The organism is Aureibaculum algae (assembly GCF_006065315.1).
GTDB classification, from domain to species: Bacteria; Bacteroidota; Bacteroidia; order Flavobacteriales; family Flavobacteriaceae; genus Aureibaculum; species Aureibaculum algae.
This window is the reverse complement of sequence record NZ_CP040749.1, coordinates 1,048,978-1,062,625: the sequence shown is the minus strand read 5'-3', so window position 1 is coordinate 1,062,625 and position 13,648 is coordinate 1,048,978. Positions and strand designations below refer to the sequence as shown.

The window sequence follows — 13,648 nt, the reverse complement described above, 5'->3', positions numbered from 1 at the left end:
AATATAAAATTACAGTACAGCACAGGATACTTATCTACTGATTTATAATTAAATTTAAGGCTTATAATAAAAAGATTATTAATGGACATTGATAAAAATACATTTAACCACGTAACCTATTTATGGAACCACGATAAAGCCTCTGAAATAGGAGATGATCAGGTTGCATTATTTTTATATCGCTCAAATATTTTAGGAGCAGATTTAAGAATAACAAATTATGGTGGTGGAAATACAAGTTGCAAAACCATTGAAAAAGACCCTTTAACCAATAAAGAAGTTGAAGTAATGTGGGTAAAAGGTTCTGGAGGAGATATTGGGACTTTAACACGAAGCGGAATAGCTGGACTTTATACGGAAAGGTTACGAGACCTAAAAAACGTTTATGGAGGCCTAGATGATGAAGACAGAATGGTTGGATTGTTTAACCACTGTATTTACGACTTAGATAGTAAAGCTCCATCTATTGACACCCCTTTACATGGACTACTACCCTTTAAGCATATAGATCACTTGCACCCTGATGCATTAATAGCAGTTGCGGCTGCAAAGGATAGCGAAAAGGTAACCAAAGAAATTTGGGGAGATACTATGGGCTGGGTACCTTGGCAACGACCTGGTTTTGATTTAGGTCTCCAATTAGAAAAGTGCTTAAATGACAACCCTGGAATCAGAGGAATTGTTTTAGGGAGTCATGGATTATTTACTTGGGGTGACACTTCATATGAATGTTACTTGAACAGTTTAGAAGTAATAGAACAAGCATCGGAATATATAGAGCAAAAAATAAAAGCTAAAGACCATGTATTTGGTGGAGAAAAAATAAAATCACTACCACAAAATGAACGTAAAGAAAAAGCAGCTCAACTAATGCCTCTTTTAAGAGGATTATGCTCTTCAGAAAACAGAATGATTGGTCACTTTACAGATAATGAGGTTGTTTTACAATACATTAACAGTAATGATCTGGAAAGACTAGCACCTATGGGCACCTCTTGCCCTGACCACTTTTTAAGAACTAAAATTCAACCTTTGGTACTAAAATTAGATGCAAAAGATGATGTTAGCAATACAGAAGAAACTTTAAAAAAATTAGAGCCTGCTTTTGAGATATACAGGCAAGAATACAAAGACTATTACGACACCTGCAAACGCAGTAACAGTCCCGCAATGCGTGACCCTAATCCTGTAATTATTATTTACCCTGGAGTAGGCATGTTTAGTTTTGCTAAAAACAAACAAACCACTAGGGTTGCTAGTGAATTCTATATCAATGCTATAAATGTAATGAGAGGGGCAGAAGCAATTACTGAATATACCTCTTTACCTAGACAAGAAGCATTTGACATTGAATACTGGCTTTTAGAAGAAGCGAAGCTACAACGGATGCCAAAAGAACAACCACTCTCAAGAAAAGTTGCTTTTGTAACGGGTGCTGGTGGAGGAATTGGAAAAGCAATTGCAGATAAATTAGCATCAGAAGGAGCAAATGTTGTACTTGGAGATATCGCTGAAGACCGATTAAAAGAAGCTCTTGAAACCTATAAAAATGATGTTGCCATTTATGCTATTTGCGATGTTACTAAATCGGAATCTATAGCAAATGCTTATAAAAAAGCTTGTTTAGAGTTTGGTGGTGTTGACATTGTGGTACACAGTGCTGGATTAGCAATTTCTAAACCCTTGGAAGAAACGACGGAACAAGATTGGGATATTTTACAAAACGTACTGGTAAAAGGTCAGTTTGAGCTTGCAAAGCAAGCTGTTGATGTCATGAAAAAACAAAACTTAGGTGGCGACTTTATAAGTATTGCCAGTAAAAACGGTCTTGTTTCTGGCCCTAACAACGTTGGTTACGGCACCGCTAAAGCAGCACAGCAACACATGGCACGATTATTAGCCGCCGAATTAGGCAGCGATAAAATACGTGTAAATACGGTAAATCCTGATGGTGTTATTGTCGGCAGTAAAATTTGGGAAGGAGACTGGGCAGAAGGGAGAGCTAAAGCTTATGGAATCACTGTAGATGAATTACCCGCTCATTATGCAAAAAGAAACTTATTGAATGAGATAATTTACCCTAAAGACATTGCGAATGGCGTATTCGCCTTAGTTAGTATCTTAGATAAAACCACGGGAAACATTATCAATATAGACGGAGGAATGCCAGCTGCTTTTGTAAGATAGCTAATTATAAAAAATTATTATTTGAATTAATTTTGAGATTCTTTCTATAGGTTCGTTTTAACCTATAGAAAGTTCTCTTTTTATTAAAATTGCATATGAAAATTACAGAAAATCAAATTGCACAAGTTAATAAGACCTCCTTATCCTTTCATAAAACTAGCTACGACTATATAGCAAACACTTTATCTGAAAAAGGACATGACGTTAAGGGTATTATTGATAAACTTACCAACTTTCAAGTAGCAATACCAAGCTGGGCATTGGGTGCTGGTGGAACTCGGTTTGGCAGATTTTCCTTTTATGGCGAACCTTCCAATTTAGAACAAAAACTAGAAGATGTAGGTTTACTACATGCACTTACACAGACCGCAGGAGCCATTTCATTACATATTCCATGGGATGTTCCAGAAGATTATAATGCTATTAAAGAATTGGCTTCATCGTTAGATTTAAAATTTGATGCTGTAAACTCAAATACGTTTCAAGATCAGAAAAACGCTAAAGAAAGTTATAAATATGGTTCGTTAAGTAACTCTAGTCAAGGAGTCAGAGAGCAGGCCATAGCTCACAATATTAATGTTATAAAAATCGGCAAAAAACTCGGATCAAAAGCATTAACGGTTTGGCTGGCGGATGGCTCAACTTTCCCCGGACAAAGCAATTTTCAATCTGCTTTATCAAACACTGAAAATAGCCTTAAAGAAATATATAAAAACATACCTGACGATTGGAAATTATTAATTGAATACAAACCCTATGAACCCAATTTTTATAGTACAGTAATACAAGATTGGGGCACCTCTTTTATGTTGGCAAATGCTTGTGGAGATAAAGCTTTTACTTTGGTTGACTTAGGTCACCACCTTCCTAATACTAATATAGAACAAATAGTTTCTACGTTAATGCTAAAAGGAAAATTGGGTGGGTTTCATTTTAATGATAGTAAATATGGTGACGATGACTTAACTGTTGGAAGTATAAAACCATATGCTTTATTTTTAATTTTTAATGAGCTCGTTTACGGTATGGAAAATAACCCTCAAAATCCAGATTTAGCCTGGATGATTGATGCCAGCCACAACATTAAAGATCCTTTAGAAGATTTAATTCAATCTTTAGAAGCTATTCAAGAAGCTTACGCAAAAGCATTACTTGTTGATCAGAATTCATTAAGAACTGCTCAGCAAGAACATGATGTAGTGCGTTGCCAAGAAATAATACAAGAGGCGTACCGCACAGATGTAAGGCCATTACTAGAGAAAGCAAGACTGGAAAGAGGAGGTGCTTTACAGCCTATTGCAGCCTATAGAGCTTTAAAAGTGAGAAATCAATTATTAAAAGAACGAGGAAAACATACTCAAGCAACTGGTTTATAAAATGAAGACCCACGTTACTGCCATATTTGATATCGGAAAAACAAATAAGAAATTTTTCCTTTTTGATAATGATCACCAAGAAATCTATAGAGAATATATACGTTTTGATGAAATAGAAGATGAGGATGGGCATCCTACAGAAAATTTACCTGCCTTACAAAAATGGTTGAAAGATGTTTTTAACAGAATTTTAGATTCTGAAAATTACAATATAAAAGCAATTAATTTTTCGACCTATGGTGCAAGTATTGTTTATTTAGATAAAAATGGCAACGTACTAACACCCCTTGATAATTATACTAAACCCATTGATGATAAAATCATAAATGATTTCTATAAAAAGTACGGTCCCGAAGAAACTTTTACTACGGAAACAGGCTCACCTAAATCAGGAATGTTAAACTCAGGAATGCAATTGTATTGGATAAAGCAAACGAGACCCGATGTTTATAAGCACGTAAAATACGCATTACATTTTCCACAATATTTAAGCTTTATCTTTACAGGTATCCCTCTAAGTGAATACACAAGTATAGGCTGTCATACTTCGTTATGGAATTACGACACGAAAGACTATCACAAATGGGTCTACGAAGAAGAAATTGATAAAATATTACCTCCTATTGTATCTACAGAAACTAGTATCAATATGAACTACAATGGCAAACGTATTAAAATTGGCGTTGGTATTCATGATAGTTTTTCAGCACTACTTCCTTATGTGAGAAGCATCAAAAAGCCCTTTATTTTAGTTTCAACTGGCACTTGGAGTATCTCATTAAATCCACACGCTACTAACCCGAAACTTACTGAGAAAGAGATTGAAAATGAGTGCATAAACTATATGCGTATTAATGGTAAGGCTGTAAAATCATCTCGTATTTTTTTAGGAAATGAATATAAAATTCAAGTTCAAAAGTTAGCGAAGCATTATAATGTTGCGTCTGATTATCATAAAACAGTCGACTTTAGCTATAATTTATACACTAAAATTGTAGATAATTTTGAACATTTATTTTTTTGGGAATCGTTAACTACTGAAACAATGCCTAAAAAAACTAAATTACCTTACGATAATTTTGAATTGGCCTATCACCATTTAATTACCGAATTGGTGATTTTACAAGTTGAAAGTATAAAAACAGTTATTGGAAACGATAAAATAAAACGATTATATGTTGACGGAGGATTTACAGACAATGATGTCTTTATCCGGTTATTATCACATTATTTACGGGATATGAAATTAAAAACGACGACGTCATCATTAGGATCTGCTTTAGGAGCCGCTATAGCCATTTCAGATTCTAAATTAAACTCAAAATTTTTGAAGGATAATTATTCTTTAAAAAAGCACGTGCCATTTATAATTAAGTAATAGAAAAACTTAAATATACTTTAAATGGTCAATTACTAAAACCTCAACTTTTCAAAATAGTTAAGTACAATCTACTTAACATCAACTTCTTTTGACAACTAAAACATTAAGTACAAGACTTATTACTATTAAAATAACACCTAAAACACTTAGTAAAGTATAGCCTTCATGGAACCAAATTACACCTGCAATCATTGTAAAACCCACTTCTATATATTTTAAGGGTGCAACCAACCTCGTTTCCGATTGCTGCATTGCTTTGGTCATATAAATCTGCCCAAAATATCCAGAAACCCCTAAACTCAATAACATAAGCCACTCCCATCCTTCTGGCGTAATCCAATACTTAATACACAGCACTCCACTAACTAAAAATGCTAGTGTCATAAAATAATTAACGACTACCATCGGATGGTCCTTATTTCCAATCAATCGTATAAGCACAAACACAAGTCCCGTAAAAATTGCTGAAAGTAATGCAAAAACATACCCGAGTCCGAAACTACTAAAATCAAAACCCTTTAACATCAGTACACCAACAAATGCTGTTAGAAAAAATAACCATTGTATTGGCTTAATACGTTCTTTTAAAATAAATAACGCGAATACAGCAGCAAAAATTGGAGCAATATATCGTATTGAAACAGCCGAACCTGTTGACAGTAACTTCAATGAAGAAAAGAACAATATCATGGCTATTAAACCAATGACACTTCTCAAAAGTAAGAGTTTCACTCTATTGCCAACAATAGGAATTTTCTTTTTTATCAAAAATGGATAGGTAAAAAACAATGACCCCAAGGCCCTGAAAAACACTATTTGGTATACATTAAATTTCCCTAAATACTTCACACCTATATTTAACATTGCAAATGCTAAGGCACTAATAATCATAAATTGAATTGCTTTTTTCAAAAAAAAGGTGATTTGTTAAATTATGTAATCGCAAAAGTATTGGAATTTATTGAATGTTGCTAAACGTATAACACTTCTTATTAATTTAGAACATATTGACGTTCAAAATCCACTGATCAATTAAATTACTTCAAATAGAAAACTAGAGCTTAACAAATCATTTTACACTTTTAATTAACACCACTCTTAAAATAATACAACACTGGTATTAATTGACAAACCATAAACACAAACAATGAGACATATACTCAGCCTAAATTGTCAAAAAAAATAATATTTATACGAATACCATAAACTATTCAAGAAACAAAACAGGTAAATATTAAGAAAATAGCATCAAATAACTTCCATATTATCAATAAAAATAGATCTAAAGCAACACTTCCAAATATAAATCGTAATTTGTCACTTTATAGATATTATATTACCATTTACAAATTAAATATTATGTATAAAGACATTCATAGAGAAATAACACCTTTGGCCGCAGAAGATAGTTTTTTGGTTTTTGACCGCGTTAAAGACGACTTCGACTTTCCAATTCATTTCCATCCTGAATATGAATTAAATTTCATTCACAATGGAAAAGGAGTAAGACGAGTTGTTGGTGATAGCTTAGAAGAAATTGATGACCTTGAACTTGTTTTAGTGGGCCCAAATTTGTCACATGGCTGGGAGCTCTATCATTGTGATAAAAAAGATATTCATGAGATAACTATTCAATTCCACGATGACTTATTTGATTCAAAAATGTTATCTCGCAGGATTTTCAAACCTATAAAAGACCTTTTTAATCGTGCAAATCATGGGATTCTTTTTTCAAAAAAAATTACCCAAGACTTAATGCCCAGAATCTTAAAACTATCTAAAATTGATAGTATAGATTATTTTCTAGAATTGATTTCTATTTTACATGACTTGGCAAACTCAAGAAATCAGCGACTACTATCTACCTATATATCACAAAATGAAAATTTCGAAAACAGTAAAAAAATAAAAAAAGTATATGAATATGTTCAGGCAAATTTTGAACGAAAAATCACACTTAACGAGATTTCCGAACTTGCAAACATGAGTGCCGTTTCATTTAACAGATTTATAAAAAAACGCACAGGAAAAACTTTTGTGGAGTACACTAATGACACGCGAATAAGCTACGCCACTAGATGGCTGATAGAAACGGATTTAAGCATTGGAGAAATTGCATTTAAATGCGGCTTTAATAATATAGCCAACTTTAATCGAGTCTTCAAGAAAGTTAAAGACTGTACCCCTAGCGAGTACAAAGAAGAATTTGAAGGCATCAAAAGAGTTTTATAACCTAAGTTTTGTTTTAATAATATCACAATTTGATAAATAATTTTAAGCGTGATTTAGTGATTTAGCATAACTTTATAGTTTAAAACTTCTACATGTTTAACAAAATATATCTTCTCATTTTTTTTATTGTAATGGCAGGATGTCATCAACAAAAGAACAAAACGACATTTTACAAAACAAATAATCACTATTTATCTTATCAAGGTAGAACTGAAGTAATAAATGACAGCACCATAGCTTTAATTACATCTGGAGCTTCCGTGACATCCACTTTTAAGGGAACCTTTTGCAACGTTTATTTAAAAGGAGAGTTTGAACCTTATAATTATGTAACCGTAGAAATAGATGGCCATTACAGTGGACGCATAAAAATAAAAAGCGACTCAATAAGACCTTATACCATAAAAATTCCTAAAACCGACAAAGAACACACACTTAGAATTTTTAAAACTACAGAAGCCACTAGCGGAGCAATACTGTTTGCAGGCATTGAAGTAAACGAACTTGTAAAAAACACAAAAACGAATAAAATAAAGATAGCATTCATTGGCGACTCAATTACCTGTGGTGCCGCATCAGACGCTAGCGAAAACCCATGTGGCTCGGACTCATATATAGATCAACACAATGCATATATGTCTTACGGACCAAGAGTTGCAAGGGCCTTACATGCAGATTATATACTAAATTCTGTGTCAGGAATAGGAATCTACAGAAATTGGAATGATGAAAATATCGAAGAACCTATCATGCCACAAGTATATGAAAATCTATATATGAATCTTGATACTTCCAAACCTTATAGTTTTAATTACAAACCAGATATTATTAGCATATGCCTTGGAACAAACGACATGTCTAATGGTGATGGCATAAAAATGCGTTTACCTTTTAATAAAGAAAAATTTATTTCTAATTATATTAATTTTCTAAAAATGGTGATTTCGCACCAACCTGAAGCAAAAATTGTAGTATTAAATAGCCCAATGATTGAAGGTGAAAATAACGACCTACTCGTTTCATGTTTAAAAAGCATCCAAAATTACTTTCTTACAAATAAAAAAAAGGAAATATTACTTTTTGAATTTGATAAAATCTATAACCATGGATGCTCTACACATCCTAATACTGATGAGCACAAAGAAATGGCAGAAAAATTAATACCATTTTTTAAAAATATATTAAATTAATCTTTTGAAATCTCTACAAATTAAAATGACCACCACTAACCTTAAATCATTAAATATGAAAAAACACTTATTATATATTTTCTTAATCGTTTCGCAAATAGCATTTGCTGACGTCAGACTACCAAGCATATTGACAGACCATATGGTATTGCAGCAAAAAAGTGAAGTTAAACTCTGGGGATGGTCGGACCCAGATGAAGAAATTGTCATAACACCCTCTTGGAGTGCTACAGCATATAAAGTTAAAGGATCTAACCAAGCATATTGGGAAACTATTATTACAACTCCATCTGCTGGAGGACCTTTTACAATATCCTTCAAAGGCAATAATACACTAATTCTTAATGATATTTTAATTGGAGAGGTCTGGCTGTGTTCTGGGCAATCTAACATGGAAATGTCTGCAGCATGGGGTATTGAAAATGGTGAAGAGGAAGTGAAAAATGCCAACCAACCAACTATTCGATTTTATACCGCACCAAAAATTAGTGCAAAATTTCCACAATTGAATATTGTTTCTCAATGGGAAATTTGCAGTCCTATTTCCATGAAAAAAAATAGTGCTTTAGCTTATTTTTTCGCAAAAAGATTGCAAGAAGTCGATCCTGATGTACCCGTAGGGCTTATTATCTCAGCCTGGGGTGGTACACCGGCTGAAACTTGGATGCCTGAAGAAGTAATTAACAACGATACACTATTGTTAAAAACCGCAAATTCATTAAAACCAGTACCTTGGGGTCCAGTAGAACCAGCTAGAACTTTTAACGCGATGATAAACCCGTTGATAGACTACACAATTGCAGGTGCATTATGGTATCAAGGAGAAGCAAATGTTGGTTCTAATAATTATACCCACACACTTCCAGCATTAATTAAGTCTTGGCGTAATTTATGGAAAAATGATTTTCCATTCTATATTGTTCAAATTGCACCGTATCAATATGGTGAAAATAATTTTAATGGTGCCATAATACGAGATGCTCAACGTGTGGTATCTATGGAAATTCCAAATACCGATATGGTTATAACTAGTGACATTTCAACTATAGACGACATACATCCTAAAGATAAAAAAACGGTTGGAATACGGTTAGCAAACTTAGCTTTGACAAAACATTACAAAAAGAATAATGACTTGGTAAATGGTCCATCATTCAAAAAAATTAGCGTTACCAAAAATAAAGTAAATGTTTATTTTGACTATGCAGAAGGACTGTACTTTAATAATAAGCAACTATTATTTGAAGTAGCTGGTGATGATGGTAATTTTTATCCAGCCAAAGCCAAAGTTTTTAAGGAAACCATAAAGGTATCATCTAAAAAAGTAAAAAATCCAACAAAAGTAAGATTTGCATGGGGCAACACCGTACAATCAAATTTATTTAACAAAGCAAACCTACCTGCTTCAACTTTTATAACAAAATAGACAATTAACGTATGATAAAATTTTCAAATGATTTTGTATGGGGTACAGCCACCTCTTCCTACCAAATAGAAGGTGCACATAACATTGACGGAAAAGGACCATCAATATGGGATGCTTTTTGCACCATTCCTAATCGCATAAAAAATGGAGATAATGCAAATGAAGCCATAGACCATTATCATAATTACAAGGAAGATGTTGCCTTATTAAAATCTCAAGGATTTACCGCCTATCGCTTTTCCATTTCCTGGTCTAGAATTATGCCAGAAGGGAAAGGGAAAATCAATGAAGAAGGCATCCAGTTTTATAATAATTTAATTGACGAATTGTTAGCTAATGATATAACCCCTTGGGTAACTTTATATCATTGGGACTTACCTTTAGCTCTTCAAATGGAAAATGATGGATGGTTAAATCCAGATATTGCTTGCTACTTTGAAGCTTACGCAAAAGTGTGTTTTAAACATTTTGGTGATCGTGTTAAAAACTGGATAACACTTAACGAACCATGGGTAGTTTCTATCTTAGGCTATGGTCAAGGTGTTTTTGCACCAGGTAGAGTTTCTAATTCAGAGCCATATTTGGTAGGTCATCATTTATTATTAGCACATGCCCATGCTGTGAATTTATATAAAACGGAATTTGCACATCAAAATGGTATCATAGGAATTACAAATAATTGCGATTGGAGAGAACCACTTACAGATAAACCTGAAGACATTGAAGCTGCCCAGCGTGCTCTTTTATTTTTTATTGGCTGGTTTGCAGATCCTATTTACTTAGGAGATTATCCTAAAGTAATGAAAGATAGACTTGGAGATAGACTGCCTAAATTTACCGTAGACGAAAAAAAATTGATTAAAAACTCTTCAGATTTTTTTGGACTTAATCATTACACCACAATGTACGCTGCCCAAGATGATAACAAAGGCGTAAAAAGTAGCGTTTATGGCAATGGAGGCATTTCTGAAGATCAAGATGTACTACTAACGCAAGATGAATCATGGCCTCTAACAGAATTTAATTGGGCAGTTGTGCCTTGGGGTTGTTATAAATTACTTGATTGGATTAGTAAACGATATAACAATCCTGATATTTATATTACTGAAAACGGATTTGCCTGTGACGACAAATTAGAAAATGGAAAAGTAAATGACACAGACAGATTAGATTATTACAGACAATATCTTGAGGCTTGCCACAAAGCAATTGAAAACGGAATAAAACTAAAAGGCTATTTCGCGTGGAGCCTCTTTGATAATTTCGAATGGGCTTCGGGCTATTCTATCCGATTTGGAATAAACTATATAGATTACAAAACCATGGAAAGGATTCCTAAAGCATCTGCCAATTGGTTTAAAGAAGCTATTAAAAATAAAGGATGGTAAAACTCTGTATTTAATGTTAGAATACTAAGGAAAACAAATTAAAAATATCGATTATGAAACATCTATTTCTTATAACCATTACCTTGAGTATTCTATTTTCTTATGGACAAGAATCAATCAAACCAAATCAAAGAATGAAAAATTCAAATAACTATGGGATTTTTGAGAATCAAACAAATATTGGAAACCCTGTCATTAAGGGCTCTATTGATTATAATAAGGAGACACAAGAATATACAATTACGGGTTCTGGAGTAAATGTTTGGGGAGCAAATGATCAATTTCAATATATCTACAAATCCATTCAAGGTGATTTTATATTGCGAGCTAGAGTGAAATTTGTTGGAAAAGGTACAGACCCACATCGTAAAATAGGTTGGATGGTTCGCAATAATTTAAGTTCAAACTCTCCAGAGGTACATGCCTCAATTCATGGAGATGGATTAACATCTTTACAATACCGAAAAACGAATGGAGGAGAAACGGAGCAAATAATTGAATCAGATAATAAAATGCCAGATGTTGTTCAATTAGAACGTCGAGGGAATGAATATTACATGTCAACTGCCAAATTTGGTGATTCACTAGTAACAACAAAGTTAGAGGGAGTACAATTAAGAAATGAGGTATTCGTAGGTTTATATGTATGTTCTCATAATCCGGATGTTATAGAAAAAGCTATATTTAGTAATGTCCGTATTGTTAAGCCAGCCTCCAAAGATTTTGTGGAATATAGAGACTATATAGGAAGTACCTTAGAAATAATGAATGTAGAGACTGGAAAGCGAAAAACATTACTTAGTTCAGGGCATTCACTTCAGGCTCCTAACTGGATTAATCAAGATAAAGAGTTGGTTTACAACTCGAATGGATTCTTATATAATTTTGATATTAAAACAAAGGAAGTAAAACAGATAGAAACAGGATTTGCCACTAGTAATAATAATGACCATGTATTTTCCTTTGACGAAAAAGTATTAGGCATAAGCCATCATAATCAAAAAGATAATGGAATCTCATCTATCTATATTATGGATCCAAAAGGTGATTCAACACCAAGAAAGATTACCCCTGATGGTGTTGGAGCTTCTTATTTACATGGAATTTCACCTGACAATAAAAAATTAATTTTTACGGGTCACCGAAATAATAAATATGACATCTTTAGTATCGAAATTGAATCAAGAAAAGAGACACAGTTAACAGACACCAAAGATCTTGATGACGGATCTGAATATTCACCAGACGGAAAGTACATCTTTTTTAATTCTAACAGAACGGGTAATATGCAATTATGGAGAATGGAAGCCGATGGAAGCAATCCTACACAATTAACTTTTAATACTAATTTTAAAGATTGGTTTCCACATGTCTCTCCTAATGGCAAGTGGATAGCTTTTATTTCTTTCCCACCATCTATTGCATTTGGTAGTCATCCTTTTTATAAGCATTGCACCTTACGATTAATGCCTATGGAAGGTGGCACTCAAAAAATTATTGCATACATTTATGGTGGTCAAGGCACTTTAAACGTTCCTAGTTGGTCAAAAGACAGTAAACATTTAGCATTTATCACTAATTCCGATAATCTATAATTAGTGTAAAGACATTTTTTAGTAAAAAATATTAAACTGATTCAATACTTATTTCAAATGATTTTTAAAAAAAGATTTATTCAATTTATATGTATCATTTCCTTGGGCCTATTCGTTCCTAAGAATAGTATTGCCCAGCAACAATTTACAGTTTTATTAATTACAGAAACCGCAGGATGGCATCATGAATCAATTCCAAATGGAATTACAGCCATCAATGAATTGGCTGCAACACATAATTTTAAAGTCGTAAGACAACAAGAAGCCATAAAAATTTCCGAAGATGGGTTAAAAAATATGGATGCCGTAATCTTTTTAAATACCACAGCAAACATTTTTGATGACGATGAGCAGAAAGCCTTTGAAAACTTTATTAAATCTGGTAAGGGATATGTTGGTATCCATGCAGCATCAGATACAGAATACGAGTGGGATTGGTACACCAAACTTGTAGGTAGAATGTTTCATATACATCCCGTAATACAAACAGCCAAACTTAATATTATCAATCATAATTTTCCAGGCTTAGAACATTTTCCTAATGAACTTTTATGGACGGATGAATGGTATGAATTTGGTGAAGAAAAAGTAAGTGATTTAAATTATCTTATTACTGTAGATGAAAATTATTATACCCCTGCAGCTACTTGGAAAAACAGGGATATGGATAAAAATGGTAAAATGGTTGACCGAACTGGAAAAGGGATGGGTAATTTTCATCCAATTTCGTGGTATCATGAATTTGATGGTGGACGGTCTTTTTATACTGCTTTAGGACATATCGAAAAAGTATATGAAAATCAATGGTTTAAAGATCATTTATACGGAGGGATCTATTATGCTGCAACGGGCAAAGGCATTAAAGACAAATAG

10 protein-coding genes are annotated in these 13,648 nt (G+C 33.2%); 9 read left to right on the top strand and 1 reads right to left on the bottom strand.

Going from position 1 to position 13,648, the window contains the following annotated elements:
- The first annotated feature begins 81 nt into the window (after positions 1 to 81).
- The 3 genes from FF125_RS04140 (at position 82) to FF125_RS04130 (ending at position 4,941) form a co-directional block, all read left to right on the top strand.
- Positions 82 to 2,187 carry a bifunctional aldolase/short-chain dehydrogenase gene (locus FF125_RS04140; protein ID WP_175418867.1) on the top strand — a complete coding sequence of 702 codons (2,106 nt, stop codon included), beginning with the start codon at positions 82 to 84 and terminating at the stop codon, positions 2,185 to 2,187.
- Positions 2,188 to 2,282: 95 nt separating this feature from the next.
- Positions 2,283 to 3,563 (top strand): sugar isomerase, encoded by a 1,281-nt coding sequence (locus FF125_RS04135; protein WP_138948591.1) that lies wholly within the window; start codon positions 2,283 to 2,285, stop codon positions 3,561 to 3,563.
- A gap of 1 nt (position 3,564) precedes the next feature.
- Positions 3,565 to 4,941 (top strand): FGGY-family carbohydrate kinase, encoded by a 1,377-nt coding sequence (locus FF125_RS04130; protein WP_138948590.1) that lies wholly within the window; start codon positions 3,565 to 3,567, stop codon positions 4,939 to 4,941.
- 81 nt (positions 4,942 to 5,022) lie between these two features.
- On the opposite strand, the gene FF125_RS04125 is transcribed toward FF125_RS04130, so the two are convergent.
- The gene (locus FF125_RS04125) at positions 5,023 to 5,856 is read right to left on the bottom strand and encodes a DMT family transporter (protein ID WP_262710554.1); all 834 of its coding nucleotides are present in this window, start codon (positions 5,854 to 5,856) and stop codon (positions 5,023 to 5,025) included.
- A gap of 447 nt (positions 5,857 to 6,303) precedes the next feature.
- Here FF125_RS04125 and FF125_RS04120 point away from each other — a divergent pair, with 447 nt between their 5' ends.
- The 6 genes from FF125_RS04120 (at position 6,304) to FF125_RS04095 (ending at position 13,648) form a co-directional block, all read left to right on the top strand.
- Positions 6,304 to 7,176 carry a helix-turn-helix domain-containing protein gene (locus FF125_RS04120; RefSeq protein WP_138948589.1) on the top strand — a complete coding sequence of 291 codons (873 nt, stop codon included), beginning with the start codon at positions 6,304 to 6,306 and terminating at the stop codon, positions 7,174 to 7,176.
- Positions 7,177 to 7,268: 92 nt separating this feature from the next.
- A complete protein-coding gene (locus FF125_RS04115) occupies positions 7,269 to 8,366 on the top strand; it encodes an SGNH/GDSL hydrolase family protein (RefSeq protein ID WP_138948588.1) in 1,098 nt (365 codons plus the stop codon).
- A 55-nt stretch (positions 8,367 to 8,421) separates the two neighbouring features.
- Complete coding sequence (locus FF125_RS04110; RefSeq protein WP_138948587.1) at positions 8,422 to 9,792, top strand: sialate O-acetylesterase; 1,371 nt, start codon at positions 8,422 to 8,424, stop codon at positions 9,790 to 9,792.
- Positions 9,793 to 9,803: 11 nt separating this feature from the next.
- Positions 9,804 to 11,180 carry a GH1 family beta-glucosidase gene (locus tag FF125_RS04105; RefSeq protein WP_138948586.1) on the top strand — a complete coding sequence of 459 codons (1,377 nt, stop codon included), beginning with the start codon at positions 9,804 to 9,806 and terminating at the stop codon, positions 11,178 to 11,180.
- Between the two features lie 53 nt (positions 11,181 to 11,233).
- Complete coding sequence (locus tag FF125_RS04100; RefSeq protein ID WP_138948585.1) at positions 11,234 to 12,775, top strand: TolB family protein; 1,542 nt, start codon at positions 11,234 to 11,236, stop codon at positions 12,773 to 12,775.
- A 57-nt stretch (positions 12,776 to 12,832) separates the two neighbouring features.
- Complete coding sequence (locus tag FF125_RS04095; protein WP_138948584.1) at positions 12,833 to 13,648, top strand: ThuA domain-containing protein; 816 nt, start codon at positions 12,833 to 12,835, stop codon at positions 13,646 to 13,648.

Bases quoted from the DNA above. Each gene is read 5' to 3' on its own strand.
- FF125_RS04140 (WP_175418867.1), top strand. From the start codon at position 82: ATGGACATTGATAAAAATACATTTAACCACGTAACCTATTTATGGAAC.
- FF125_RS04135 (WP_138948591.1), top strand. From the start codon at position 2,283: ATGAAAATTACAGAAAATCAAATTGCACAAGTTAATAAGACCTCCTTA.
- FF125_RS04130 (WP_138948590.1), top strand. From the start codon at position 3,565: ATGAAGACCCACGTTACTGCCATATTTGATATCGGAAAAACAAATAAG.
- FF125_RS04120 (WP_138948589.1), top strand. From the start codon at position 6,304: ATGTATAAAGACATTCATAGAGAAATAACACCTTTGGCCGCAGAAGAT.
- FF125_RS04115 (WP_138948588.1), top strand. From the start codon at position 7,269: ATGTTTAACAAAATATATCTTCTCATTTTTTTTATTGTAATGGCAGGA.
- FF125_RS04110 (WP_138948587.1), top strand. From the start codon at position 8,422: ATGAAAAAACACTTATTATATATTTTCTTAATCGTTTCGCAAATAGCA.
- FF125_RS04105 (WP_138948586.1), top strand. From the start codon at position 9,804: ATGATAAAATTTTCAAATGATTTTGTATGGGGTACAGCCACCTCTTCC.
- FF125_RS04100 (WP_138948585.1), top strand. From the start codon at position 11,234: ATGAAACATCTATTTCTTATAACCATTACCTTGAGTATTCTATTTTCT.
- FF125_RS04095 (WP_138948584.1), top strand. From the start codon at position 12,833: ATGATTTTTAAAAAAAGATTTATTCAATTTATATGTATCATTTCCTTG.